28 protein-coding genes are annotated in these 25546 nt (G+C 68.6%); 13 read left to right on the forward strand and 15 right to left on the reverse strand.

Going from position 1 to position 25546, the window contains the following annotated elements:
* Window positions 1–194: 194 nt before the first annotated feature.
* From AB0H43_RS22090 to AB0H43_RS22100, 3 genes are read right to left on the reverse strand one after another with little or no spacing between them, the layout of a single operon-like run.
* The gene (locus AB0H43_RS22090; RefSeq protein ID WP_360001797.1) at window positions 195–653 is read right to left on the reverse strand and encodes a hypothetical protein; all 459 of its coding nucleotides are present in this window, start codon (window positions 651–653) and stop codon (window positions 195–197) included.
* Window positions 650–2086: a trehalose-6-phosphate synthase gene (locus AB0H43_RS22095; RefSeq protein WP_360001799.1), complete on the reverse strand. Its 1437-nt coding sequence runs from the start codon at window positions 2084–2086 to the stop codon at window positions 650–652. Before AB0H43_RS22095 ends, AB0H43_RS22090 begins: the two co-directional genes overlap by 4 nt.
* Entirely contained in the window at window positions 2073–2462 is a 390-nt protein-coding gene (locus AB0H43_RS22100; RefSeq protein WP_360001801.1) for an STAS domain-containing protein, read from the reverse strand. The genes AB0H43_RS22095 and AB0H43_RS22100 overlap by 14 nt, the downstream gene beginning before the upstream one ends.
* Before the next feature lie 163 nt (window positions 2463–2625).
* On the opposite strand from AB0H43_RS22100, the gene AB0H43_RS22105 reads away from it, so the two are divergent.
* Genes AB0H43_RS22105 through AB0H43_RS22115 form a run of 3 tightly spaced genes read left to right on the forward strand, consistent with a single transcriptional unit; the run spans window position 2626 to window position 5239 of the window.
* The gene (locus tag AB0H43_RS22105; RefSeq protein ID WP_360001802.1) at window positions 2626–3300 is read left to right on the forward strand and encodes a response regulator transcription factor; all 675 of its coding nucleotides are present in this window, start codon (window positions 2626–2628) and stop codon (window positions 3298–3300) included.
* Entirely contained in the window at window positions 3297–4670 is a 1374-nt protein-coding gene (locus tag AB0H43_RS22110) for a HAMP domain-containing sensor histidine kinase (RefSeq protein WP_360001804.1), read from the forward strand. The genes AB0H43_RS22105 and AB0H43_RS22110 overlap by 4 nt, the downstream gene beginning before the upstream one ends.
* Window positions 4667–5239 carry a GerMN domain-containing protein gene (locus tag AB0H43_RS22115; protein WP_360001806.1) on the forward strand — a complete coding sequence of 191 codons (573 nt, stop codon included), beginning with the start codon at window positions 4667–4669 and terminating at the stop codon, window positions 5237–5239. The genes AB0H43_RS22110 and AB0H43_RS22115 overlap by 4 nt, the downstream gene beginning before the upstream one ends.
* Here the strand turns inward: AB0H43_RS22115 and AB0H43_RS22120 are convergent.
* Entirely contained in the window at window positions 5215–5769 is a 555-nt protein-coding gene (locus tag AB0H43_RS22120; protein WP_360001808.1) for a class I SAM-dependent methyltransferase, read from the reverse strand. The genes AB0H43_RS22115 and AB0H43_RS22120 overlap by 25 nt on opposite strands.
* A gap of 248 nt (window positions 5770–6017) precedes the next feature.
* Entirely contained in the window at window positions 6018–6440 is a 423-nt protein-coding gene (locus tag AB0H43_RS22125; protein ID WP_360001810.1) for an ATP-binding protein, read from the reverse strand.
* A gap of 201 nt (window positions 6441–6641) precedes the next feature.
* Between AB0H43_RS22125 and AB0H43_RS22130 the strand changes: the two genes are divergently transcribed.
* Window positions 6642–8087 (forward strand): trehalose-6-phosphate synthase, encoded by a 1446-nt coding sequence (locus AB0H43_RS22130; protein ID WP_360001812.1) that lies wholly within the window; start codon window positions 6642–6644, stop codon window positions 8085–8087.
* 127 nt (window positions 8088–8214) lie between these two features.
* Here AB0H43_RS22130 and AB0H43_RS22135 read toward each other — a convergent pair whose 3' ends face one another.
* From AB0H43_RS22135 to AB0H43_RS22160, 6 genes are all read right to left on the reverse strand, one after another.
* Window positions 8215–8706, reverse strand: a complete 492-nt coding sequence (locus AB0H43_RS22135) for a GNAT family N-acetyltransferase (protein ID WP_360001813.1) — start codon at window positions 8704–8706, stop codon at window positions 8215–8217.
* On the reverse strand, window positions 8691–9371 hold the full coding sequence (locus AB0H43_RS22140) for a GNAT family N-acetyltransferase (protein ID WP_360001816.1): 681 nt from the start codon (window positions 9369–9371) through the stop codon (window positions 8691–8693). The genes AB0H43_RS22135 and AB0H43_RS22140 overlap by 16 nt, the downstream gene beginning before the upstream one ends.
* A gap of 216 nt (window positions 9372–9587) precedes the next feature.
* On the reverse strand, window positions 9588–9965 hold the full coding sequence (locus AB0H43_RS22145; protein ID WP_360001818.1) for a DoxX family protein: 378 nt from the start codon (window positions 9963–9965) through the stop codon (window positions 9588–9590).
* Between the two features lie 133 nt (window positions 9966–10098).
* The gene (locus AB0H43_RS22150) at window positions 10099–10731 is read right to left on the reverse strand and encodes an ABC transporter permease (protein WP_360001820.1); all 633 of its coding nucleotides are present in this window, start codon (window positions 10729–10731) and stop codon (window positions 10099–10101) included.
* A 435-nt stretch (window positions 10732–11166) separates the two neighbouring features.
* Window positions 11167–12102: an RNA polymerase sigma-70 factor gene (locus tag AB0H43_RS22155; RefSeq protein ID WP_360001822.1), complete on the reverse strand. Its 936-nt coding sequence runs from the start codon at window positions 12100–12102 to the stop codon at window positions 11167–11169.
* 107 nt (window positions 12103–12209) lie between these two features.
* Complete coding sequence (locus tag AB0H43_RS22160) at window positions 12210–13400, reverse strand: FAD-dependent oxidoreductase (RefSeq protein ID WP_360001824.1); 1191 nt, start codon at window positions 13398–13400, stop codon at window positions 12210–12212.
* 411 nt (window positions 13401–13811) lie between these two features.
* On the opposite strand from AB0H43_RS22160, the gene AB0H43_RS22165 reads away from it, so the two are divergent.
* From AB0H43_RS22165 to AB0H43_RS22180, 4 genes are all read left to right on the forward strand, one after another.
* Complete coding sequence (locus AB0H43_RS22165) at window positions 13812–14093, forward strand: hypothetical protein (protein WP_360001826.1); 282 nt, start codon at window positions 13812–13814, stop codon at window positions 14091–14093.
* A 42-nt stretch (window positions 14094–14135) separates the two neighbouring features.
* Window positions 14136–15434 carry an ArsB/NhaD family transporter gene (locus AB0H43_RS22170; RefSeq protein ID WP_360001828.1) on the forward strand — a complete coding sequence of 433 codons (1299 nt, stop codon included), beginning with the start codon at window positions 14136–14138 and terminating at the stop codon, window positions 15432–15434.
* Between the two features lie 104 nt (window positions 15435–15538).
* Window positions 15539–15979, forward strand: coding sequence for a CBS domain-containing protein (locus tag AB0H43_RS22175; RefSeq protein ID WP_360001830.1), 441 nt, complete (start codon window positions 15539–15541; stop codon window positions 15977–15979).
* Entirely contained in the window at window positions 15976–17262 is a 1287-nt protein-coding gene (locus AB0H43_RS22180) for an ArsB/NhaD family transporter (RefSeq protein ID WP_360001832.1), read from the forward strand. The genes AB0H43_RS22175 and AB0H43_RS22180 overlap by 4 nt, the downstream gene beginning before the upstream one ends.
* Here AB0H43_RS22180 and AB0H43_RS22185 read toward each other — a convergent pair whose 3' ends face one another.
* From AB0H43_RS22185 to AB0H43_RS22200, 4 genes are all read right to left on the reverse strand, one after another.
* Window positions 17263–17490, reverse strand: coding sequence for a hypothetical protein (locus AB0H43_RS22185; protein ID WP_360001834.1), 228 nt, complete (start codon window positions 17488–17490; stop codon window positions 17263–17265).
* 202 nt (window positions 17491–17692) lie between these two features.
* Window positions 17693–18268, reverse strand: a complete 576-nt coding sequence (locus AB0H43_RS22190) for a hypothetical protein (protein WP_360001836.1) — start codon at window positions 18266–18268, stop codon at window positions 17693–17695.
* The gene (locus AB0H43_RS22195) at window positions 18261–19565 is read right to left on the reverse strand and encodes an alpha/beta hydrolase (RefSeq protein WP_360002396.1); all 1305 of its coding nucleotides are present in this window, start codon (window positions 19563–19565) and stop codon (window positions 18261–18263) included. Before AB0H43_RS22195 ends, AB0H43_RS22190 begins: the two co-directional genes overlap by 8 nt.
* 87 nt (window positions 19566–19652) lie before the next feature.
* Window positions 19653–20729, reverse strand: a complete 1077-nt coding sequence (locus AB0H43_RS22200; protein WP_360001838.1) for a hypothetical protein — start codon at window positions 20727–20729, stop codon at window positions 19653–19655.
* Window positions 20730–21163: 434 nt separating this feature from the next.
* Here AB0H43_RS22200 and AB0H43_RS22205 point away from each other — a divergent pair, with 434 nt between their 5' ends.
* The 5 genes from AB0H43_RS22205 to AB0H43_RS22225 all read left to right on the forward strand — a co-directional run bounded on the left by AB0H43_RS22205 (window position 21164) and on the right by AB0H43_RS22225 (window position 25544).
* Window positions 21164–22708, forward strand: a complete 1545-nt coding sequence (locus tag AB0H43_RS22205; protein ID WP_360001840.1) for a Na+/H+ antiporter — start codon at window positions 21164–21166, stop codon at window positions 22706–22708.
* A 108-nt stretch (window positions 22709–22816) separates the two neighbouring features.
* Window positions 22817–23194 (forward strand): ATP-binding cassette domain-containing protein, encoded by a 378-nt coding sequence (locus AB0H43_RS22210; RefSeq protein ID WP_360001843.1) that lies wholly within the window; start codon window positions 22817–22819, stop codon window positions 23192–23194.
* Complete coding sequence (locus AB0H43_RS22215) at window positions 23143–23742, forward strand: ABC transporter ATP-binding protein (RefSeq protein ID WP_360001845.1); 600 nt, start codon at window positions 23143–23145, stop codon at window positions 23740–23742. Before AB0H43_RS22210 ends, AB0H43_RS22215 begins: the two co-directional genes overlap by 52 nt.
* Window positions 23720–24508 (forward strand): ABC transporter permease subunit, encoded by a 789-nt coding sequence (locus AB0H43_RS22220; RefSeq protein WP_360001847.1) that lies wholly within the window; start codon window positions 23720–23722, stop codon window positions 24506–24508. Before AB0H43_RS22215 ends, AB0H43_RS22220 begins: the two co-directional genes overlap by 23 nt.
* Window positions 24495–25544 (forward strand): helix-turn-helix domain-containing protein, encoded by a 1050-nt coding sequence (locus tag AB0H43_RS22225; RefSeq protein WP_360001849.1) that lies wholly within the window; start codon window positions 24495–24497, stop codon window positions 25542–25544. The genes AB0H43_RS22220 and AB0H43_RS22225 overlap by 14 nt, the downstream gene beginning before the upstream one ends.
* Window positions 25545–25546 lie beyond the last annotated feature (2 nt).

A 25546-nucleotide genomic window follows, 5' to 3' on the forward strand; every position in this document is an offset into this window, starting at 1 on the left:
ACATCGACATCGCCGTCGCTGGGGGCGGCGGTATCGGGCGGCCCATGATCGGCTCGACGGGGTTTGCCGGGACCGCGTCTGATTCCGGTCACAGCGCCTGGCGGCAATGATCGTCTGCTGATCCCGGTCCGTCGTATGCCGTGGGCTGACCGGAGGCCCGTGTGTGTGCGCGGCCCGATGCCGGGGGCGGCGGGTCAGTGAGTGAACCGGCGTCGCCTGGTGCGGCCGCTGATTTGCCGAATGTCCGCTTCAGGTCGCAGTGGCCTGGCGCAGCCCAGCAGATGCGGCAGAGCGCCGCCGCGTGAGGTGGCGCTAGCACGCGCGGCGGGCTTGGGCGCGTCATGGCGGCGCGACACGGTGACGACGACCCGTGTCTGGCCGTCGAACGCGCCCACTTCGACGACGTGCACCGCTTGCGCGTCTTCGAGCACGCACAGCCACAGCCCGTGTACGAGGGTGGCGTCAGCGAACAGCCATACTCGCAGACCAGGGCCAGGGTAGGGCAAGGCGGCGATGGCCCGCGTGATCGCGGCGGGTTTGCTGAGCGGGTCGTGGGGCTGCTGCGGCAGGACGGTTGTTCCGAGACGGGCGAGCAACCGCCGCGTCGCGGCGCGGAATTGGCTGGCTCGGCCGTTGGCGGCGGCGTCGTTCATGGCCTGACCTTCTCGGCGGTGCCGGGTACGGATTGGTGTGGCACCGCGGGATCGCGGTAGGCGGTCGCTGCGGAAAGGGTGCGCAGGAACCTGCTGGTGGCCCAGGCGGCGTCCCTATGGCCGACATTGGCTCGCATGGCCGCCATCGCGTCGTCGGGTTGGTCGCAGACCTTGATCGCGGCGCAGATGGCGTCTTTGACCGCGGGGACGTCGTGCGGGTTGACGAGGGTCGCTTCGGGCAGGTCGGCGGTGCTGCCGGTGAACTCCGACAGCAGGATCTGTCCGGTGTCGTGCGGCCGGCACGCGGCGAACTCTCTGGCGGCGAGCGTGGCTCCTTGCCGCAGTGGCAGGGCTAGCAGCACGTCGGCGGCCACGTACAGGGCGGCCAGGGAGGCGCGATCGAGGTCGTGGCGCACGTAGTGCACGACGGGATGGCCCAGGCGGGAGTACATGCCGTTGATCTGGGCGACCTGCCGGTCGACCCGGTCCTGGACTGGGGTGTGGTGGGCCGTCTCGTCGCCGGCTGCGGCGACATGCACCAGCACCGTGTCGAGGGGGTCGATGCGGTCTTCGGCGATCAGCTGCGCGTATGCGTCGAGTCGTTGTTCGATGCCTTCGTGGTGGTCCAGGGCGCCGACTGACAACAGGATGGTTCGGGGGTCGCCGAGTTCGTTGCGCAGGTCGCGGGCGCGTCGCTGGACGTCGGCGGTGGCGGCGAGACGGCTGATCGTCGTGGTGTCGGCGGCCGGGGCGAAGGTGGCGGCGGTGACGACGCGGCCGTCGGCCAGCAGCAGCCGGTCGCCGCGACGCTGGCCGGTCAGCTCGGCCGACAGGTCGAGGAAGTTGGCGGTGGATCGGGCATCGGGCAGTCCGATCAGGTCGGCGCCGAGCAGGCCGCGCAGCATCTTGTCCCGCATCGGCATGTGCAGGAACCGTTCGACCGGCGGGAACGGTATGTGCAGCTGGAAACCGATCCGCAGGTCCGGGCGGGCGCGGCGCAGGTATCCGGCGACCAGTTGTAGGTGGTAGTCGTGGATCCACACGGTCGCGTTGGGTGCGGCCAGCCGCGCCGCGGCGACCGCGTACCGGTGATTGACGCGGCGGTAGGCGTCTTGCCAACGCGGATGAAACTGCGGCGGCTGGCCGCAGTCGTGATACAGCGGCAGCAACGTCTCGACACACTGACCCAGGTAATACTCGTCGATGTCGTCCTGCGGTGCGGCCAGCGCCTTCAACCTCAGCCCCGCGACGCCCGCCGCGCGCGGCAACAGCTCGTGCAGCGCCAGCCAGGCGCCGGCACGTTCGCCGACCGCAGCCGCCAGGCCAGCCGAGACGCTGCCGGCACGGCGCCGGGGACGCCATCCGGGCGGCCCTTGTTCGGCTGGCATGGTGTTGGCCAGCGCGACCACATCGAATGTCTCAGGCTGACTCATCGGCTCCTCCTTGTTCGGCGCTCACCGTGGTTGCCGCTGAGCCGTTGGCAGGCGCTGCAGGTTCTGCCGGGGTGACATGCAAGACGCGGTCCGCGCGGGCCAGCCGAAGATTGCGCCGCAGCCGCGGCGACGGCGATCGCAGCGTGAGCAGTCCGCCGTCGAGCCGGCTGCGGCGATGGGCGTCGAGCAGCACGCCGATCGCGGCGGCGTCCATGAACGGGCACTGCTCCAGATCGAGGACGATCTCCAGCGGCGACACCGCAAGGGCGTCGTCGAGCAGCCGGGTCAGCCGCGACAACCCCCACAGGTCGAGTTCCTCGGTGATGACGAGTTCGACGACGGGGATCCGGCTTGCCGTCTCATGGGGTGCCGCCATGATTCACCTCCCAGGCTGATGCAACGTCAGCTTCGACCTTGGGAAACGGATGTGGCGGAGGCCGCCCCAAACCATGACAGTCTCATGACAAACCACCGATCAGGGCCGCAACGTCCGCTTCGCCGCTGGTCAGAGCGGGTCGGTGTCGGTCATGATGGCGGCCATGGCCTCGGTGCTGGTGATTGAAGACGACGACCGGATCCGGCAGTCGCTGCTGCTGGCTCTCGAAGACGAGGGCTACACGGCCGACGGCGCCCCCACGGCAGAGGAGGGCCTGGTCAAGCAGCGCAAGACCCCGGCCGACACGGTCCTGGTCGATCTGATGCTGCCCGGGCTGGACGGCTTCGACGCGATCCGGGAACTGAGGCGCGGTGACGACGTGCCGATCGTGGTGGTGTCCGCGCGCAACGACACCCACGACATCGTCGCCGCCCTGGAGGCCGGCGCCGACGACTATTTGGTCAAACCGGTCGCTGTCAAGGAGCTGACGGCGCGGTTGCGGGCGCTGCGCCGGCGAGCGCGTAACACGACCCAGGCGATGCCGACGCTGGTCTTCGGCGATCTGCAGGTGCGTCCTCTAGCAGGTGAGGTTACCTTGCACGGCCGGCCGGTCGAGTTGACACGGACGGAGTTCCGGTTGCTGTGCGAGCTGGCCGAGCACCCCGGCATGGTGCTGTCACGCCAGCAGCTGCTGGAGCGGGTCTGGGAGTACGACTTCGGCGACGAACGTCTCGTGGATGTGCACGTCGGCCGGCTTCGGCAGAAGATCGAAGACGAACCGTCCGCCCCGAAACATTTGGTGACCGTGCGCGGCCTGGGTTACAAGCTGCAGCGATGAGACGGTTTATTCGACCGGGTCTGCGAGTGCGGGTCACCGCGGCGTTCGCGCTCGGCGCGCTGGCGATCTCGGCCACCGTCGCGGTCGCCTCGTTCCAGATCACCCGCAGCACCCTGGTCGCCGGACGTGAGCGGGCTGCGTTGCGAGCGGCCTACTTCGACGCCAACGTCGTCAACGCCGGACTGACCGGCGACGACCCCGACGTGCAGCAGGTGCTGCGGGCCCTGGACACCGGCAGCAGCCGGCACGCCATCATCTATCGCGACGGCCGAGCCTACTCTCGCACCGCCGACGCCGGCTACACCGAAGCCCTGCCCGCCGAGCTGCGGGCACTGGTCGCCTCCGGCCAGCCGGCCGTGCAACGCGTGCATACTGACGGCGGACCGGCCATGGCCATCGGCATCCCGCTGCCGGACGGCAGCCACTTCTTCATGATCGATTCGATGAATGAGACCGACCGGACGATGCGTGTCATGTCGCTGGTGCTTGCCCTGGTCGCCGCGGCCACAACCGCCGCCGGAGCGGGGCTGGGCGCGTACGCCTCCCGGCGGGTGCTGCGCCCAATGCATCGGGTTGCCGACGCCGCCCGTGACATCGCCGGCGGCGACCTGTCGGCCCGCCTCGACCCGGCCACCGAACCCGACCTGGAACGGCTGACGACCTCGTTCAACCGCATGGTCGAACAGCTGTCCGCCCGGCTGGAACGCGACCGGCGGTTCGCCGCCGACGTCAGCCACGAGCTGCGGTCCCCTCTGCAGACCCTCGCCGCGGCCGGCAGCGTCCTGGCGCGCCGCCGCGACCAACTCGACCCGCGCACCGCCCAGGCCGCCTCGCTCGTAGCCGACGAGGTCGAACGGTTCCAAACCCTGGTCACCGACCTGCTGGAGCTGGCCCGATCTGACCAGCCCGCCGACCGAGTCCTGGTCGACATCGCCGACCTCGTTCGGCAAGTCGTCGTCCGGAAAGGCTTCGACCCCGCCATCGTCGGTATCGAGCCTGGCGCACCCGCGTCCTGGCCGGTCGACCGGCGGCGGTTCGAGCAGATCGTCGCCAACCTGCTCGACAACGCCGTGCGCCACGGCGGCGGCCCAGTCGCTGTCCGGCTGGGAGCAGCCGACGGCACGGGGTGGCTCGAGGTCGACGACGAGGGACCCGGTGTGCCACCCGCGGACCGGGAATCCATCTTCGACCGCTTCGTGCGCGGCCGGGCGGCCAATGCCCGCGCCGACAGCGACGGCACCGGATTGGGCCTGGCGTTGGTCGCGCAACATGCGGCCGCACACGGCGGCCACGCTCTGGTGACCGACCGGCCCGGCGGCGGGGCCCGATTCCGGCTGGAACTGTCCCTCACCGCGGAGCACCGCGCATGATCCGCCGTCTGATTCTTACCGCCCTGCTGACGCTGACCGTTGCCGGATGCGGTGTGACGGTCGAACCGCACCCGCGTGGTGTCGAACCGCCACCGGGTCCGTTCGCCGGACTCGCCTCCGCGCAGCCCTCAGCGCCGGCCACGGCAGCCAGCGGCAGCGTCGACCAGACCCTGTACTTCGTCCGCGACGGCAGGCTGGTCGCGGTCACCCGCCACGTCGACAATCCCGCGACCGTCGACGAAGCTGTCGCCGCCCTGCAGGCGGGTCCCACCGAAACCGAACGCGCGAGCGGCCTGGCGACCGCGCTCGCCGGAACCGACGTCGTCACCGGCATCACCGTGGCCGGGGACCAGGCAAGCATCGCGCTGACCGCACCGGTCGAAGGCGGCAGCCGCGCCGACGAAACCCTCGCCTACGCGCAACTGGTGTGCACGCTGACCGCCCGAACCGACATCCGTTCGGTGGTGTTCACCAGCAACGGGCAGCCCATCGGCGTCCCCCGCGGTGACGGCGCACTGTCCACAGAGCCATTGACCGCCGCCGACTACAGCACGCTGGTCGGTGAATAGCCGACCCACCGGGCGATCACCACGCTGAACCCCGGATCACTGTCGGTGGCCGGCACGAACTGGGTATCTGCGATTGCGAACCCGTACGCCACCAGCTCACCCGGCGATGGAGTGGCACGTCCGGCCATCCCCAGCAGGCCATCCGAAGTCAGGACACGCCGGGCCTCCTCCAAGTCGACGACCCACCGTTCGGCCGGGTCATGCTGGCGGCACGTCACAATCTCGGCACTCGCCGACGGCAACGGCAACGCCGAATGCATGCCACGCAGCAGCCGAGCATGCTGGGCGTTGACCGCCGCCTGCTCCAGCAACCACGGAGCCGGGTCCACACCAGCCATGGCGGTGCCGGGAAAAAACCGCAACGCCAGCCGCAGCAGCTCCCCCGAGCCGCAGCCGACATCCAGCAGACTCCACGGCTGCGGGCGCAGCCGGACCAGCCGATCCAGCAACAGCAGCGCCGACAGCTGCCCGAACGGCGGCCGCTGCGGTGCTGGCGCAGGGGGTATGCCGAGCTGGCGATGCTGCCACACGATGCCACCCCCGCTAGGTTCGATGATTGTTGCGGTCGTGGGGCACGCTATCGGCGAGCCGGCCCCCGCAGCCGGGCTGTCATCGATCCGTCATGGGATCTGGTCGAGATCGACACCGTTCAGCCGACCCGCGAACCTGAGCAGCAGACGCTGAACCCGGCTCACGACTGTCTCGCAGCCCGGCCCGCTCCCGGCTTCATTCGCTGCACAAGGCGCGCTGCTCGTCGCAGCGAAGTGCCGTATCCGCGTCAGCCGATCAGAACACGGGCGGTCGCGGTGGTCCCCTGCTCACCGGACTCGATGGTCAATGCTTCGGCGACCGTACGCACGATCCACAATCCGCGACCGCCCCGCCCGATCGGCTCGGTGACGTTCTGCGTCCAGCGAAGGTCGGCAAAACCCGGCCCGCCATCGGTCACCTGGCACCAAACACTGCCCTGGTCGTGCCACAGCCGCATCTCACCGCGGCCTCCGCCGTGCCTTACGGCATTGACCACCAGTTCACTCGCGACCAGCAGAACCGCGTCTACTTGCCCAGGGGTCGCGCCACACCGCGTAGCGAAGCTCGCGGCGACGTCGCGGACCTCATGCAACTGCCCTGCCATGAACGGGCGCTCCACCTGATCCGGCTGCGACCACCCCTTTGCGACGTGGCGATCGGCGTCGCCCACCAGCCCTCCCCCAACCGTCGTCGGCCAGCACACCTGCGCTCGCCGCGTTTGTCGTGGGCCATGCTTCCGGGCCGCGCCCAGCCCGTCACCCGCTCCAACCGCCGATCGGGCTTTTGTCATGAGACCGTCACACTTCCGCAGAACCCGCCGCCATACGGCCCCTCGACACTGGGCATTCCTGCGGACCCGAGGAAGGTGCCCATGCCCGGCCATGAGCCCGCGCGTTACGACCTGGTCGTCGCCACCCACCTGCTGCCGATCACCGACAGCCCAGACCGCACGGTCGCCTGGCACCACCGCGCCGAAGGGATCTTCGGCGCCGTACCGGAGGTAGCCGACGGCAACGTGGCGTTCCTCGGCGCACCGTCCGGCCGCTCCCTGCACCGGCCGACAGCAGTCGGCCGGGCATGGCTGCACCCCGCGCACCTGCCCGCACCGGCACGCGCCGGCTTCCTCACCGGGCACTGCGCACAAAGCCTCGCCCCCACCTTCCACGGTATCGGCCGGCCCACATTCCGGCGGCCATGGGCCGAGGCATACCAGCAGGCCAACGAAGTCTTCGCGCACCACATCGCCGAGCTGGCGGCGCCGTCCGCGACGGTCTGGCTGCACGACTACCACCTACTGCTGGCCGCGACACCACTGCGCAGCCTGCGCCCAGACCTGCACATTGGCATCCAGTTGCACAGCCCGTTCCCGCCGCCGGAACTGCTGATGCGCCTACCCGACCGTGACCAGCTCATCGCAGCACTGGCGGACACAGATCTGATCGCGGTAGCTCACCCCCGATCCGCCGACAACCTGAGCGCCGCGATGGCCGGCACACCCCACGACCAGCCACCGACGCGCGTCATTCCGCTCGGCATCGACGATGCCGGCATTCGGACTTTGGCCGACGACCCGGCTATCCGAAACGACGCCACCCGAATGCGAGCGGCGTTCGGCCACAACCCGACGACGTTTCTGTCCATGGGACGGCTGGACGCCGCCCAGGGCATCCTGCAGCGGCTGGACGCCTTTGACGCACTACTGGCCACCGGCCGACTCGACCCCGCCCGCACGGTGCTGGCGCAGATACTCACCGCATCGGATCGCACCGACGACGCCGTCCAGTTACGCACCCGGATCGAACAGACGATCGCCCGGATCAACGGCCGTCACGGCAACGTCGGCCGGCCCGTCGTGCACTACCAGTACCGGTCGGTCGACATGCGCGAAACCGTCGCCCTCTACCTGGCAGCCGACGTCCTCCTGGCAACCCCGCTCGCGAGCGGAACCGACCTGACCGCCCAGGAATTCGTGGCCGCCCGCACCGATAACACCGGTCGCCTCGTGCTCAGCGAGCTGAACCCGACCAGCGCACAGCTACCCGAGGCATACAAGGTCAACCCACACGATGTGGAGACCACCATCGCCACCATGGCAACAGCAGCCGCCCACGCCCACACCGCGTCGCAGGCCATCGCAGCCATGAGGGAGCGCGTCGCCCACAACGACGCCGCGCATCAGACCCGCCAATTCTTGACTGCCGTCAGAAACCCTCTCGAGGTGACCTCAGTCCGGCCGGTTCGTCGTCACGGCGTTGATGCCGAGCTGGTTTCGCATAGTCACCGGACGCAAGCACCCACACCGGTTGTGCCGACCTAGAAGCCCAGCGCCTCGCACGCACGCCTCGTTCGCGCCGCCGACGACCGTACCGCCCGGTTCCTGGGCCAGACCGGTCCCGACGGTGAGGGCCAGATGTCGAAGGCCGGTGCACTCCGCCGCCGGGGCGTCAGTCCAGGCGCTGGTCCATCCACACCATGTCGCGCACGGAGATGCCGTTGTCCTGCAGATCATCCGGATAGCCGCGGGCACGGCTGAAGTAGTCGCGTTCGACGTCCCGTAGCCGGAACCCCGCCTTCTGATAGAAGGCCAGTTCACCCACGCCGGAGCTGGCCGTGCCGACCACGGCCGACTTCATGCCGCGGCTACGCAGGTCGGACAGGACGGAGGCCAGCATCCGGCGGCCAATCCCCTGGCCCTGCCGCACGGTATCCACAGCGACCGCCTTCAGCTCCACCACCTCGCCACCCCGTGGTAGCACCAGAACTACACCCAGCGGCACACCATCGGCCGCTTCGAGAACATACAGATCACCATGCTGGTAGTAGCCGCGGATCTGGTCGGGTGAGTCGTCGGCCAGGCGCAGCAGCGGCAGATACTCGTCGCGTCGCGGCCCGGCCGCTACGATCCGCAGCCGCTCGCCGGTCACTGGCGTGTCCATTCCAGCCACCGCCCTAACGGTGTGAAGCCGTGCCGCAGATACATGCCGTCGGCCATCGGCGTGGACTGCAAGGTCGCCGTACACGCACCTCGGCATCGAGCGTCGGTCAGCGCTGCGGTCAGGACGGCCGTGGCCAGCCCGTGCCCGCGGAACTCCGGCTTGGTGTACACCATCGACACGTACACATCGTAATCGTCGTACTGCAGGACCAAGCCGGACTCGTAGCCGGCGGTGGCGTACGCAAGCAGACCGGGCACGTCTCGCAGCAACACCGGTGGCACTTCGATCAGTTCTGCGAACCGGTCGAGGTCGGCGCTGGCGATCACCTGCTTATCCGCCGGCGGCAGTTCGTCGAGGCGGCGCAGCATCGGGCGGGTCGTTTCGGTGTGTGCGTACCCGTGGGCGGCAATGACCGCGGCGACATCGGGGGCGTCTTCCAGACACCACAGCGCGTGTGGGCCGTGGTCGGAGAACATGTCGGCAGCCGTGGCGACGACGTCGGGCACCAGAATCACGGCATTGTTGAGATAGACGTACGGGTCGGGAAACCGAGCGACGACATAGCCCGATCCGACCACGACCGACGCCCCGGCCTTACGCGCCGCCAGACCTCGCCACGACGCGGTCAGGCTGCGCAGATAGCGGGCGAAATCGCCGTCGCGCATCACTACCCCTCTCCGGCCGTACCTTCATCGCAGCACGCATGGCGGCGTGAATATTCCGCCACATCCCCCACAAGCGGGCCAGTAGGGCGCCCGCCGGACAAGCTACGTCCCCGACTCGTCGTGAGGAGATGAGGGCCCGCCAGAACCCTGACCGGCCGGATCAACGGTGGGCGCGCCAAAGCCGAGTTCGCGGCTGGGCTACTGCTGTTTGGCAGTTCAGTTGGTGAACGGCTGGAATGCCAGGCGGCCCCACGTAACGAAGGCCGCTGCAGCGAGCAGGGCCAGGCACAAGGCGACATTCTTGTATTGGCCGTAGCGGGTGTGGGTGATCATCCCTCCGATCATCAGCAGAATCCAGCCGGCGGCAGTCACTGGCACCATCACCGGTGCGATGTCGAGCGCTGCGGGCAGGGTGAGCCCCGCCGCGGCCAGAATTTCGAGCCATCCGAGGGTTCTGATGAATCCTGTGCTTGCGTTCTTGGTCCAATCCGTTGATGCATCCAGCTTGGACTTGGGAAGGAATACCTTGGTCGCACCACTGAACAGAGCGAGGCCGGCAAGCAAGCCGGCAACGATCCAAAGGGTGAGGTTCATGAACTTCCTTTCGAAGAAGGGCGGCTTGAGCTGTCGGACGGCCCGACCAGCCAGTCATGACCGTCGGCCGCCAGACAATGCCGTTCATCGGCCTCCCTGGCGGCTTCCCCCGGGTCATGGTCCGATTTGGGATTTACGCTCGCTGATGCTCCTTTCGAGGTGCGCGTTCGGGGTTCGAGGCGGCGCTGTGCGCGCGCAGGCCGCCGATCAGGCATAGCAATGCGCCAAGTGCGGCCCAGACGACCAGGACACTGACGGCGGGGGTAGCGCCGCGCCCGTCGAAGAAGGCGGTCGATCGCAGTAACCGACCACCCGCCCCGGGCGGCAGCAGTTGCCCGAGCGCGCCGGACCAGCCAGGCAGCATTTCGGGGGCGGTGGCCGTCCCAGAGAGCGGATTGCCGATGAGCATCATGATCACGGCACCGGTCCCGATTCCGGAGTATCCGAACACCGATTCGAGCCCGAGGACGGTCAGGGAGACCGCCGCGATGCTCAACGCGACGGCACCGGCATTCGCGGGGTAGGAGCCGCTGAGCGAGCCGAACCAGAACTGCAGAATCCCCGCCACAGCTAGGCCGCCGGTTACCGCGGAGGCCAGTGCCCCGGCGACGCGGCGGCCGGTGCCGCGCACGAGCCTGGTCAGCAGCACCGCGGCGAGCAGGCCACCCATCACCGGCGGCAGGGCCCCGGCGGACAGACCGGCGCCGCGCGGGTCGTCGGCGGGGCAAGGCGGCGAGGTCGCGGACCTCCACGGGCGGGCCAGCATTGGCGTCTTGTCGCAGTCCGGTCGCCATGGTCTGCAGGGTTTGAGCGACCGCGGTGCTGGCAGCGGAGGCGACCATGACCTGCGGCGTGCTGGAGCTGAGATCTATGGCTCCGTATACCTGCCGATCGCGGATAAGTTCTTCCGCGCTCGCGGTATCGGCGACCTCGGTGATGTCGAAGCCGCCCGGCACACGCTGCTCGAGCGCGGTCCGGACCTGGGCGACCGCGGCGGTCGGCCCGGCGACGGCAATGGGCACGTCATGCACCGAGGACCGTACCGACGGCCAGGCGAATGCGATGAGCAACACGCTGGTGATCGTCGTGAGCAGGACAACCGCTGCGGCCATGGTCGGCCATCGCGACGCAAGTGGGTCAGTGGCGAGCGGTGCCGGCGTGGTCATGTCTTCTCCCTTAACGGTCGGGTCGTGGGCCGGTGTCAGCGCAGGGTCAGTGGGGTTTCGGTGTCGATGTGGGTCAGCTTGTTCGGGTTGCGGACGAAGTAGAGACCGGTAATGCGCCCGTCCTCGACTCGCATCGCGATGACGCCGTCGAGGTGCCCATCGACATGCATCGCCAGCGCGGGGCTGCCATTGATCGCGGTCGGCTCGACGGTGATCGCAACGTCGTGCCTGGCGAGACCCCTGACCATGAACCGCGCCACCTTGTCCGCGCCGATGACGGGCCGTGGGGTGGCCTGCTTGATGCCGCCGCCGTCGCTGATCGCCACCACGTCGGGGGCGAGTACGTCGAGTAGGCCCTGAAGGTCCCGGGTCTTCAGCGCGCGCCGGAACGCTTCGACAGCCGCTTTCGCCTCGCGCGCGGTGACCGCGCGGCGCGGCCGGCGGGCTTCGACGTGGCGGCGTGCGCGGTGGGCGATCTGATGCACAGCGGCGGGGGATTTCTCCACCGCGGCCGCGATCTCGTCATAGCCCAACCCGAACGCTTCGCGCAGCACGAATACTGCTCGTTCGGTGGGGGTCAAGGTTTCGAGCACGACCATCAGCCCCATCGACACGCTTTCGGCAAGTTCCACATCGGCGGCCACATCCGGCGCTGTGAGCAGTGGCTCCGGCAGCCAGGCGCCCACATACGCCTCTCGGCGGCGCTTCGCTGAACGCAGCCGGTTGAGCGCCTGCCGGGTGGTGATACGAACCAGGTAGGCGCGCGGGTCCTCGACGTGCGCCGCCTCGACGCCGACCCAGCGCAACCAGGTTTCCTGCAGGACGTCGTCGGCGTCTGCCGCGGATCCGAGCATCTCGTAAGCGACCGTGAACAGCAGATTGCGGTGCGCGACAAACACTTCTGTCGCCGCGAGCGTGGCGTGCTCGCCCTCGCCCGGCTGGGGCGCGCCGGATTCACCGGTCGTGTGCATGATTGCTCTCCTGGCGGTGGTCATGGGCCGGCATCGGCCGCACGAGATGCGGCGTACTCGATCCAAACGCTGCTGACCGTGCCACTGGCGACGGCGGCATACCGGCCCTACACGCCCGCTGTCGTCACGTTCTCATTGCGAGCACGTAGCAGGGCGGGCCGGTGTTCGCCATCGGTCGGCCAATGGTGTGAGCCCGGCTTGTGCGCCTCGGTCATCAGGTGCTTGACGCTGGCGGCGCAGGAGAACTCCTTGAGCTTGCGGCCCAGAAACCCGGTGAAGTACAGCCGCTTTGCCGTGTCGTCCTTGTGAAGGAGTTGGAAAATCCCGGCACCGCGGCCGAAGCTGAAGCACATGGCCTGGAATGCCAAGTTGATCGGCGCCGGCCTTTTGCCGGCGATCCGGGCCAGCACCGTGTCGGCGGCGTGGGCACCCAGGCATCCGGCAATGTAGGCACTCATCCGGAACGGCAGGTCCGATGGCGCCGACGCGTCACCGGCCGCAACGATGCGGTCGCTGTCGATGCTGGTCAGTGTCTCGTCGGTGAGCAGCCGCCCGACGGCGTCGGTGCGCAACCCGCTGCGGTCGGCCAGATCGGGCACACCGAAACCCGCAGCCCAAATGGTCACCTGGCTCGCCAGCGTGCGGCCGTCACCGAGCTCCACGGTTCCCGACCTCACTGCGGTGACCGACGTAGCTGGCCCTTCGATCACCTCGACACCGAGTTTGGTGAGGTATGTGCGGGCTGTGCGCCGAGCGCTGGGGTGCAGATACGGGCCGACGACTGCGCCGCAGACCAACCTGACGCTGCGACCCTGTTCGGCGAGTTCTGCAGCGGTCTCGACACCAACCGGGCCGCCCCCGACGACCGTCACCATGGCCGTCATAGGCGTGTCGAGGAGCACCGACCGCAGCCGCCGTGCGGCCTCCCAAGTCGCGACCGGATAGGCGAATTCGGCCGCGCCCGGCACCCGCGGGCTGCCACTGAGGCTGCCTACCGCGTAGATCAGGTAGTCATAGCCGACGCTGCCACGGTCGGCAAGAGTCACCGTGCGCCCGGCCACGTCGATCCGCGTCGCGTTGTCGACCACCAGGTCGACTCCCTCGGCGAGTACCTCCTGATAGTCGACGGCCGCATCGTGGGTCCCGCCCACGAACTGGTGCAGCCGCAACCTCGGTACGAAGACCCCTCGCGGATTGACTACGGTTACCGTCACGTCGTCGCGCTGCCTCATACGATTGGCCGCCATTACTCCGGCGTATCCGCCGCCGATCACGACTACCTCAGTTCTCGTGCCCACGATGTCTCCCTTGATCCGTGTAGCTCGAGAACAAGACACCACGTCAACGAACCTCCTGACATACTGTGAAGCAGATCACAAGCGGGTCGGGGTACGGTTCGCGCGCAGCCGACCACCGATCGTTTCGGCGGGATGCGGTCGCCTTCACCGCGGTTATGGGTGCGTCCGCCTCAGGCAAGTGTCGCCCGCTACGGTGCGCGGCCAGGCTCGGCCGCGCCGACAACGCCGGGTACGCCAGACCGCGCAGGAGCTCGGCGAGTTGGCCGAGGACCTGTGGGCCACCCAAGGCTGGTCCGGTGACCAAATCGGGTGCTCCTCGCCCGGCCGGCGGTCGTCAGTCTGTCCGCCGAACGGTGACTCGCCTTATCAACCTTGCATCGATGGGCTGACGCGCTGCGGGGTGCATTCTCCGTGTGCACCCGGCACCCGAGTTTCGATCTGCCACGGCTCGTCGGGCCCAAGTCCTGTGACGCGCTCGGGACTGCCGAAATGTTCCAGGGTTACCCGCCGCCGATCGCAGCCACAGGCAAGCCCGATCCTCTGAACCGCCCGCGTGCCGTGCGCCAAGCGCAGTCGACCATGGCGATCTTGTCGGGTAAGGTGGGCCTTGGTGTGCCGGGAAGTCTGGTCGGCGACGTGTCGATCGACCCGAAGGGGCCCACCGATGTCTGCCTGCCGCCGCACTCCGGCTAGCCCTGTCTTTCTCACTGCCGCTGTTCGCGCGGGGGTGGTGCCATGAGTGTCACCGCCTGGCTCGCCGTTGCCGTATTCGTCGCCGCCTACGTGTTGATCGCGACCGAATGGGTTCATCGGATCGCGGCCGCGCTCGGCGGAGCGGTGCTGATGTTCATCATCGGGGCCACCGATCCTGAGCACGCGTTCTTCTCCGAGCACGCCGGCATCGACTGGAACGTGCTGGTCCTGCTGCTCGGGATGATGATCATCGTTGCGGTGCTCAAACGGACCGGCGTGTTCGAGTACGTGGCGATCTGGGCGGTCAAACGCGCCCATGGCCGGCCCTTCCGGGTGATGGCGATCCTGGTCGTGGTCACCGCGCTGGCGTCGGCGGTGCTGGACAATGTCACCACGGTGCTGCTGATCGCGCCGGTGACGTTCCTGGTGTGCCAGCGGCTGGCGGTGCCGGTCGCCCCGTATTTGATCGCTGAGGCGCTAGCGTCGAATATCGGCGGCGCCGCGACCTTGGTCGGCGACCCGCCGAACATCATCATCGCCAGCCGAGCGGGCCTGTCCTACAACGACTTCCTGATCCACATGGCACCGATCGTGACGCTGCTTCTGGTCGTGTTCATGGTGTTGTGCCGGTGGCTGTTTCGCCGCGCGTTCGTCTACGACTCGCACCGTGCCGAGGCGGTCATGCGGTTGCGGGAACGCGACGCGCTGCGCGATGGCCGGCTGCTGACCATCAGCCTGGTCGTGCTGGCCGCGGTCACGCTTGGTTTCGCGTTGCACTCGGTGCTGCATCTGCAGCCGTCGGTGGTCGCGATCTCCGGGGCGCTGATCTTGCTGGCGGCGTCCCGGCTGGACGCCGACGAGGTCGCCCGCGACGTCGAGTGGCCGACGTTGATCTTCTTCGCAGGATTGTTCGTGATGGTCGGCGCACTGGTCGCCACCGGGGTGATCGACACGGTGTCCCAGGCGGCCGCCGACGCGGTCGACGGCCGGATGTGGCTGGCGACCATGCTGCTGTTGTGGGGATCGGCGCTGCTGTCGGCGATCGTCGACAACATCCCCTACGTGGCGACCATGAGCCCGGTCGTGGCCGACCTGGTCGACGCCACCGGGGGCGGGTCGCAGTCGCAGGTGCTGTGGTGGTCGCTCGCGCTGGGAGCAGACCTCGGCGGCAATGCCACAGCCGTGGGCGCGTCGGCGAACGTGGTCATCCTCGGGCTGGCCGAACGAGCGGGCAAGCGGATCTCGTTCTGGGAGTTCACCAAGTACGGCCTGGTGGTAGCGGTGGTGACCATCGCGTTGTGTGTGCCGTATCTGTGGCTGCGCTACTTCGCGTTCGCCTGAACCTCATGATCGCCAGCCAGGTCGGGCCGCATATGCTGGGACGGGTGCGGCGGGAAGTCTGGTCGGCAGACGTGTGATTCACCGATAGTCATGGGAGGCTCATCATGCGCGCAGCCGATCTCGCCGTCCCCTATCCGACGGTGACCCTTGCGACGCCGGCCATCGAGGCGGCCCGGATCCTGGCCGACGCCGACCTGCCGGGGCTGATCGTCATCGACGACCTTGGCCGGCCGTTTGCGGTGCTGCCCGGAACGCAGGTGCTGCGGCTGGCGGTGCCGTCCTATTGCCAGGACGATCCCGCGTTGACGCACATGATCGATGAGGCGGCGGCGGATGTGTTCGTCCGGGAACTCGGCGACCGCACCGTGCGGGAGTTGCTGCCGCCGCAGCCGCATGAGCTACCGGTCGTCTCACCGGACGCGACCGCCCTGGAGATAGCCGCGTTGATGGCCCGGACTCGCAGCCCGCTGGTGGCGGTCGTGGACGGTCAGCTGCTCGGTGCGGTGACGCTGCACGCGCTGCTGGACCGGGTCCTGCCTGTATGAGTGTTCAGGCCTGGCTGGCGGTGACGGTCTTCGCCGCCGCGTACGTGTTGATCGCCACCGAATGGGTCCACCGGGTCGCCGCCGCCCTCGGTGGCGCGATCGCCATGGTGCTCATCGGCGCGACGAACGCCGAAGAGGCGTTCTTCTCCCCCGAGTCCGGCATCGACTGGAACGTCATCTTCCTGCTGATCGGCATGATGTTGATCGTGGCGGTGCTGCGGCGCACCGGGCTGTTCGAGTATCTGGCGATCTGGGCCGTCAAACGGGCCCGCGGCCGCCCGTTTCCGGTCATGGTGATCCTGGTGCTGATCACCGGTGTCGCGTCGGCCGGATTGGACAACGTCACCACCGTGCTGCTCGTGGCACCGGTGACCTTGTTCGTGTGCGACCGCCTGGGTCTGCCGGCGGCGCCGTTTCTGATCGCCGAAGTGATGGCGTCCAACATCGGCGGCACCGCAACGCTGATCGGCGACCCGCCGAACATCATCATCGCCAGCCGGTCGGGGCTGACGTTCAACGACTTCCTGTCCGTCCTGGCGCCGATCGTGGCGATCCTGCTGGTAGTGTTCCTGGGATTGTGCCGCTTGTTGTTCCGGCATGCGTTACGCGCCGACAGCTCCCGGGTCGCCTCGGTGATGGCCATGCGGGAACGGGAGGCGATCCGCGACCGGCGGCTGCTGGTCGTCAGCCTGGTCGTGCTGGCCTTCGTGCTGGCGGCGTTCGTCCTCCACTCGGTGCTGCATTTCGAGCCGTCGATCGTCGCGATCGTGGGCGGGTTGATCCTGCTCGCGGCATCGCGGCTGGACCCGGACGAGGTCGCCCGTGACGTCGAGTGGCACACGCTGATCTTCTTCGCCGGGCTGTTCGTCATGGTGGGCGCGCTGGTCAACACCGGCGTGATCGACACCGTGTCGCAGGCGGCGACCGACGCGGTCGACGGTCGCCTGTGGGGGGCGACGATGCTGCTGCTATGGGCGTCGGCGGCCCTGTCGGCGATCATCGACAACATTCCCTATGTGGCGACGATGAGCCCGATCGTGGCCGACCTGGTGCACGCCGACGGCACCCCGAATGGCAACGTCTTGTGGTGGGCGCTGGCGCTCGGGGCGGACCTGGGCGGGAACGCCACCGCCATCGGCGCGTCGGCCAACGTGGTCATGCTCGGCATCGCCGAACGCTCCGGCAAGCCGATCTCGTTCTGGCAGTTCACCAAATACGGGCTGATCGTCACCGTCATCACCGTCGCGGTGTGTGTGCCGTACCTGTACCTGCGGTTCTTCTGATTAGTCGTAACCGCCGAGCCGCTCGGCCACGATCCGGTCGAGCAGCTGCTCCGGGTCGACATCAAGCATTCCGGCGGCGGCGCTCAGAATGACCGCACCGAGGTCGAGATGGTCGCCGAGGATGTCGCTGTACCGGGCGACGACCTCCTCGATCGCGTCGGGATCGGTCGGGTAGATCGGTGGCTCGTTGAGCCGGTCGGCGTAGACGAGGCTAGCCACCATCGACATCTGAGCACGATGGTCCGGGGCACCGAAACCGATCAGATGTGACCGCAATACCTGCGCGGCTTGCCGTAGCCCGTCGCCCGTCATCGGCGTGTTCCCGCGTGAGACACAGCAGTCTCCTGGTCATGCTTTGCGGGTGCGATCGCTCCCATTGTCGCCCGGCTCAGCGGCTGGTCCGGCGCGACACCAGCCTTGCCGCCGGTCATCACTCGGTCGGTGCGGGCACGGTGACGTCTGCGGCATCCGATCGGTGCGCGGTGACGGTCGAGTTGAGCACCCGTACGCCGGGAGCCCAGACGACGAAGATGTCACCGTCGACGTGGCCGTGGACGGTGTTGCCGTCGGCGAGGTTGGCGTCGACGCCGGTGACCCCGGCCGGAGCGTGGCCGAGCAGGAGGTGGCCTTTGGCGACCGCATCGAACCCGCCGTAGAAACGCACCTGGTCGGCGGGTCCGTCGTCCATGATGGTGGCGAAGCTGCCCATCAGCGCCTGGGGGCCGCCTTGGCAGGTGCCGATCCACTTGTTCGGGGCCGACACGTAGATGCGAAGCCAGTTGGGTCCGTCCCGTAGCAGCAGCCGCTGTTCGGGTTCGTCTCGCGTGGGCAGCTCGAGGTCGGAGTACTGGTCGAGGCAGGACGCGACCTGGTGTTGTTCGTCGGTCATGCCGTCGCCGACGGCGGTGTGGCGGGTCATGGCCCAGCCGACGATCGTGGCGGCCACCACGGCGGTCAGGCCGAGGCCGGCCAGGATGCGGCGGCGTGGGCGGGCGGGGTTATCCATGGCGCATCTCCTTGATCGGGCAGACGGTGGCGGGGCTTTGCCGCACCGCCATCGCGAGGGGGGTGTGGCCGTTGTAGGTGTAGGTCGTGATGGTGGCTGCGGGGATCAGTTGCTGCCATGCGGTGGCCCAGCTCGTGGGTGTGACGGGGTCGGTGGTGTTGGTGAACACGCACACCGCACCGGTGCGGGCTGGCATCGGTGTCGTCTGCCAGCCAGGCGCCGTAACGGGGGCGCATTCGCGGCCGGTTTGTGCCAGCAGCGACTCGGGGAGACCAGCCGGCCCCGGCAGAGGTTGCCCCCACCGGTAGCTGGCGCAGATACCGGCGACGAACCCGGTCAGGTTGATCGACACGCTGTCGTCGCCGTACCGCATGAGCAGCTGGTCAGCCATGCGTCCGAGTTGGACGGCTGCGTCGTCGCTGACTTTCGGCATCCTGGCCAAGGTGGTCCACAGCCATTGCTGATTGGATTGCATCCCGTAGGCGGCCGCGACCGCGGCCAGACCGATGTCGGCTGAGGTGAGCGGGCGGGTCCGGCCGGCCACAGTGAGCGTGGTCGTGCGGGTGATGGCGGCTTGCAGCACGGCCTGGCCGGTGCGGTGACAGTCCAGGCCTGCGGGCGCGCAGACGCTGGCGTAGCTGCGGTCGAACGCGGCGTACACGGTAGTGATGCGCTCGTCGATGACCTGCCGTCCTGGCACGGTGGCAGGGGCGATCGGGGCGCTGAGTACCAGCCACGCGGTGTCGAACGCGCGGGCGGCGGCGGTGGCGGGCAGGGCTCCGAACGAGTGCCCGATGATGCCGGTCAAGGTCCGGTGTTCGCGGGTCAGGATCGTGGTGATCGCGGCCGTGTAGCGGTCTTCGGTCCACGCTGCCAGCTGGCAGGCGGGTAGCAACCCCGTCGCGGTAGCCGGACCGGTGGTGACGGCCGCGGCGAAGCGACGACGGGCATCCGAGCACTGCGATGTGGCGGTCTGCTGCGTCCAGGGTTCGTCGACCAGCAGCACGTCGTAGCCATCGAGACTGGTGGGCAGGCCCAGGGAGTCGCGGCCGTCGCGGGCTAGCGCGTCCGAGCCGGGCCCGCCGACCTCGACCAGCACCAGTCCTTGGTGGCTGGTGCCGGGCACGATCGCGTACCCGATGGTCGTGCCGGCGCTGTCGACGGTGGCGCACCGTACCGCTTTGTCTTGGCACAGCCGCGACGATGCCAACAGCGCCGGTGATGCCGGCGAGGACGCCGGTTGGGCGGCGACCGGCCGGTCGCGGACCTGGCCGACCGCCACGAGGATGACGGCCATGGCGAGCACGGCCAAGACGATGAGGAGCAGGCCCGGTTTCCCGGGGCCGATGCCCCGGGAAACCGTCCGCTTGCGCGTGCCGGCCATTTAGCAGGTGGCGCTGGAGTTGGTCGAACCGCAGCCGGCGGTGGTCGGCGGCCACAGCGGCCACGGCTCGTACACCAGGTCGTCGGCCATGAAGTTGACGTACTGGTAATCGTTGTAGACCGGCACCGAGCCTTGGGTGGACTTGACCACGACGACGTCGGCCATCTCGACCGCGCCGTCGGTGGAGCCCATGTTGGAGTTGGTCCAGTTCACCGAGAAGTCCCCGGCGTCGGCCGAGTTGCTGTTCCAGTCGACCTGGTACGTCTCGCACGGGGTGTAGCTGATGCCGGTGCCGTACGCCGACAGGCTGACCGACGTCGAGCCGCAGCCACCGGTGAACGAGCCGATGCCGGGCGCCCAGTCGACCCACCCGCGCAGAATGTTGCGGGTCGACGACGTCGGATAGGACCGCTGGCCCATCGTCTTGACGTCGTCGTCGAAGCCGGTGATGTCCGACGGGGTCGCCACACCCTTACGCTTGTACGCCCACCAGTCGTAGGTGCCGTTGGACTCGCCGGTGTCTTTGAGCTTGTACCAGAACGCGTCCAGCTTGCCGCGCGAGGTCGTCAGCCGGTAGCTGCCGGAACTCCACGAGCTGAACGTGTCGAACCCCGGCCCGTTCGGGTAGGTCAGCGCGTCGGTCGCGCCGAGGGCCTCCACGCCATGGGAGGCGGCACGCACCTCGTAATGCGCTGTGCCGTGTTCGTCGACCACGACACCCGCACCGAGCTCCACATCTGTGATCTTGAAGTTGCGGGGGACGACGACGTCGACCCGTTCGCCGTCGGCCCGGTCGAACCGCAGATAGTCCACGAACGCCGGGTCGTAGAACTGCCCGTTGCGAGCGGCGGCGGCGATGAAGTCGTCCTTCCAGACCTTGCCGCGGCCCTGGTCGGCCCGCGACGCCGCGTACTGCTCGGCGACGGTCGTGGTCGCGCCGTTGCCCTTCGCCGCGCCGAACGTGGCCGACGAGAACGACGGCGCGTGCCCGGCCGCCGGACCCGCGTACGCTGCCGCGGGCGCCAGCGCCAGCCCGGCCGACACGGCCACAGCCAGGCACAACCGCCCAGTTACCATGGTTGCTGTTCTCACAGATCCCCCTAGATCTGGTAGTGGGAACGCTGCGGCTGCGGTGCCTGCCAGCACCGCAGCCGCTCACCTACCGCGTGATCGCGGTCAGCGGAGCCTAGGAACCGCCTTAACAGTTGCGCAATACATCACCGTCGACGCATCGACAATCGGGTTGCGATGGACCCCGGCCCAATACCAACGGCAACCATGTTGACAATCTGCCCGAGGTTGTTTGACCGCTTGTGAAGGCCGACTGTCCGAATCTCGCTCACCTACCGTGATGGTCACGATTAGATAACGCGGCGGTCTGAGTGGTTCCGCCTCGGGCAGGCCACTACGAGTCATGATCCAATCCCGAAACAGGGCTCCGATATAGTGCGGTCGGCGCGCCGGGAAGTCTGGTCGGCATCGTTTTACCCTGTCCTGGAAGGAATGCCGTCATGGGCGCTGTCGAAATCGTGCTGCTCCTAGTGGGACTCGCCACGGTGGTGGCAGTCATCGCCCGTAAGGCCGACGTGCCCGCGCCGTCGCTGCTGGTGGTGGCCGGTGTCGTTGTCGGGCTGCTGCCGGGCGCGCCGGCCGTGCATCTGAATCCGGAGATCGTCGGCCTGGTCGTCCTGCCACCGCTCGTGTACGCCGCCGGGGAAGAACTGTCGTTCCGGGACCTGGCACGGGTGTGGAAACCGGTCAGCATCCTGGCCGTCGGCCTCGTTGCCGCGTCAGCCGGCGCGGTCGCGCTCGTCATCGTGGCGGCCACTTCGATGTCCTGGCCGGCCGGTCTACTGCTCGGTGCGATCCTGGCCTCCACCGACCCGGTCGCCGTCAGCGCCTTGGGCCGCCGCCTGGCGCTGCCGGCGAAACTACGCGCACTGGTGCAGGCCGAGAGCCTCTTCAACGACGCCACGAGCCTCATCTTGTTCCGCATCGCCGTCACCATCGCCGTCGGCACCGCCGCGTTCAGCCCCACCGCCGCGCTCGGCCAATTCCTCGTGCTAGCCGTCGGCGGCGCGGTCGTCGGAGCCGCCGTCGGGCTGCTCGTCGCCGGACTACGGAAGATCACCGAAGACCCGATGGTCGAAACCGTCATCTTCCTCGTCACCCCCTACCTGGCGTTCGTCGCGGCCGAACACGTACATGGCTCCGGGGTCACGGCAGTCGTCGTCGCCGCGGTCATCCTCGGCGCGCTCGGCCCTCGCCTGACCACTCCGAGTGGACGCCTGCAGCTACACGCCGTGCACGCCACCGCCGTGTTCATTCTCGAAAGCGTCGTGTTCAGCCTCATCGGACTGCAACTGCCCACGCTCATCCGTGAGGAACGTGGCGGCTGGGTCATCCCGGCCGTGGCCGTCACCGTCGTGCTGCTGCTGCTCCGGGTGCTGTGGGTGTTCCCGCTATCGGCTACCCGAGCGTTGCGGGTGGCCGACACCGGCCGGCCCTCGTGGCGAGCGGCCGCCGTCGTCTCCTGGGCCGGCGCCCGCGGCGTCGTGCCGCTGGCCGCCGCGTTGTCGATCCCGCTGCTGACCGACGACGGAAAGCCGTTCGCCGAACGCACCCTCATCCTGGTCATCGCGATCGCAGTCATCGTGGTATCACTGGTCATGCAGGGCTTCACCCTGGTGCCGCTGGTCCGCTGGGCCGGCATCGCCGTGCCCAAGGCCGACAAACACCAAGAACTCCAAGACGCCTGGCAACGCCTGACCCGCGCCGGGCACGACCACATCGGATCCATCGCCGACGGCAGCCAGTACGAACCAGAGGTAGTTGACCGTGCCCGTCAGGCGGTCGACGCCACCGCCCAGCTCGCCAGCGACATCCACCCCGACAGCATTACCGAACAATATCGGCAGCTTCGCCGCGACATCCTCGAACGGCAAACCCACGAGCTGGCCGACATGACCCGGCTCGGCGTCATCAGCGACGGCTTGCGCCGCCACATCCAGCACCATCTCGACCTGGAAAACGAACGCCTGCACAACAACCACTGACACCACTGGCACGCCGCTGTTTTGCCGGTCCCCGGCAACCCGGCGCGCTGAATGTCGGCCGGGCGCCGACCTGGAGCGAACACCCGAAAAGTCGCCAGGATGTGGAGTATGACTAGCGACATTGCCGTGGTCACCGAGAACCTCACCAAGTTCTACGGTGACCGCCGCGGCGTCGAGGGCCTGGACCTCGACGTCCGCACCGGGGAGGTGATGGGGTTCCTCGGCCCGAACGGCGCCGGGAAGACCACCACCATCCGGCTGCTCCTCGACTTTCTGCGGCCCACTCGCGGCCGGGCCACCGTGCTCGGCCTCGATCCGCGTACCGACAAGGCCGCCTTGCACCGCCAGATCGGGTATCTGCCGGGCGAACTGGCCTTCCCCGGTCGCGATCGGCCGCCGACCTGCTGCGGTTCTTCGCCGACGCCCGCGGCGGCGTGGCCTGGTCGAAGGTCACCGATCTCGCCGAACGCCTCGACCTCGACCTGACCCGCCCGGTACGCGCGATGTCCAAGGGCAACAAGCAGAAGGTCGGTCTGGTGCAGGCGTTCATGCACGAGCCCGCCCTGCTGATCCTGGACGAGCCGACCAGTGGCCTCGATCCGTTGATGCAGCAGGAGTTCCTGGCGATGGTCCGCGACGCGCGTACCGCCGGGCAGACCGTCTTCATGTCCTCGCACGTGCTGGCCGAGGTGCAGCAGACCGCCGACCGGGTGGCGATCGTCCGGGACGGGCGGCTGGCCGCCGTCGAACGGGTCGAGTCGCTCGGCAAGCGCGCGATCCGCAGCGTCGAGATCCACTTCGCGGACCCGGTCACCGCCGGCGAGTTCAGCGGGCTCCCCGGTGTGAGCGACGTCGTTGTGTCCGGCCCGGTGCTGCGCTGCACGGTCGACGGCCGGCTGGACCCGCTCGTCAAGGCGGCGGCCCGGCACGAGGTGGTCGATCTGCTGTCGGCGGAGCCGGACCTGGAAGAGACCTTCCTGTCGTTCTACTACCACTCGGAAGGAGCCGGCGATGCTGCCCGCCCTCGTGCGTAAGACCTGGCGCGACGACCGGCGGGCGCTGATCGGCTGGGCCGTCGGCGTCGCCGCGTTCACCGCGATCTACACGTCGTTCTACACCCAGTTCCAGGACGCGGCCAAGCTCAAGCAGGACGCGCTGCCCAAGGGGATGCTCGACTTCCTGGGCATCGCCGACATGCTCTCCCCCGCCGGATATCTGCAGGCGACCGTGTTCAGTCTCATCGGGCCGTTGCTGGTGCTCATGTGCGCCGTCACGCTGACCGCGCGCACGATCGCCCGGCCCGAAGAGGACGGCGGGATGGAACTGCTGCTGGTGAATCCGGTGTCTCGCAACACGTTCGCCGTTCAGCGGCTGGCCGCGACCACCGCGTCGGTCACGCTGGTCGCAGCGATCCCGTGGATCCTGCTCAGCGTCATCGTTCCCGGCATCGGCATGGACATCTCACTGTCCAACGTCGCCGCCGCCTGTGTCGGCCTGATCGCGCTGGTCTGGTGTTTCACCGGCATCGCATTTCTGGTCGGCGCAGCCACCGGCAAACGCGCCTCCGTCCTGGCGGTCACCGGCACGATCGGCGTCGCCACCTACATGGCCAACGCCATGGCCGGGATGTTCGCCAGCGTGAGCTGGCTACGCTGGCTGTCTCCCTTCCACTACTTCATCGGCACCGATCCGTTGCACACCGGCTGGCATCCGGCCGAACTGGCGACCTTGCTCATCGCCGGGCTCGCGACCGCCGCCGCCGGAGTGATCCTGTTCGATCAGCGTGATGTCGGCGTCTGACTGGCTGGCCGCCGCCTGCGCCGAGGCCCTGAAAGCCGGGGCGTCGGGCGCCGAGCCGGTTGACGTTCGCGTCGCCGAACAGCTCGGCGCCCGCGCCGCCGACTCAGGGGTCACGCTACGTGATCTCGTCGCGGCGGTGCTGGCGGCCGCGACAGCCACCTGGGCCGACGAGCAGGACGATCGCGACACCCACGCGCACGCCGCCGCTCTGCTGGCCACCGTACGCACCACGCTCGACGCCGCGATCGCCGGTCACGAGCGCAGCACCCACGCCGAACTGGCCCGCAACGACATCGACCGGGCGGCGTTCGTCAACGACCTGCTCACCGGCCGGGCCGACCCCGGCGTACTGGCGCAGCGGGCGCACCGCTACGGCATCCGGCTCGCCGCGACTCACACCGTTCTCGTCGTACGCGCACCCGACCTCACGCCGGAGATCGCCCATCGGGTGGACGCAGCCCTCGCCGGCCGATTCGGCGACGGCAATACGCTGACCACGCTGCGGCAATCGGATCTGGTCTGCATCAGCGCGGGCGGGCTGCGCGGCGTGCCGGCCGAACTGGCCCACCTGCTCCTGCAGGCGCTGGGAGCCGGCCGTTGGCAGATCGGCGTAGGGCGTACGCATCCCGGTGTCCAAGGATTGGCAGCCTCCCTCGACGAGGCCCGCAACGCCCTGGACCTGGCTGCCAAGCTCGGCTTCACCGCACCCGTGCTGAACGCCGCCGACCTGCTCGTCTTCCCGGTGCTTCTGCGCGACCGCGACGCCATCACCGACCTGGTGACCACCGTCCTCGGACCGCTGCGGGAGGCACGCGGCGGCCCGCAGCCCTACCTCGACACGCTCACCGTCCTCTTCGACAACCAGGGCAACTACACCGCGACCGCCCGGCACATGCATCTGTCGGTCCGGGCCGTCACCTACCGGCTCGACCGCATCCAGTCGCTGACCGGGTATCACCCGGGCGAGCCGACCCAACGCTTCACTTTACAAGCGGCCGTCCTCGGCGCGCGGCTGCTCGGCTGGCCCGCCGGCTGACT

The sequence above is a fragment of the Hamadaea sp. NPDC050747 genome, from assembly GCF_040654195.1.
Lineage (GTDB): Bacteria > Actinomycetota > Actinomycetes > Mycobacteriales > Micromonosporaceae > Hamadaea.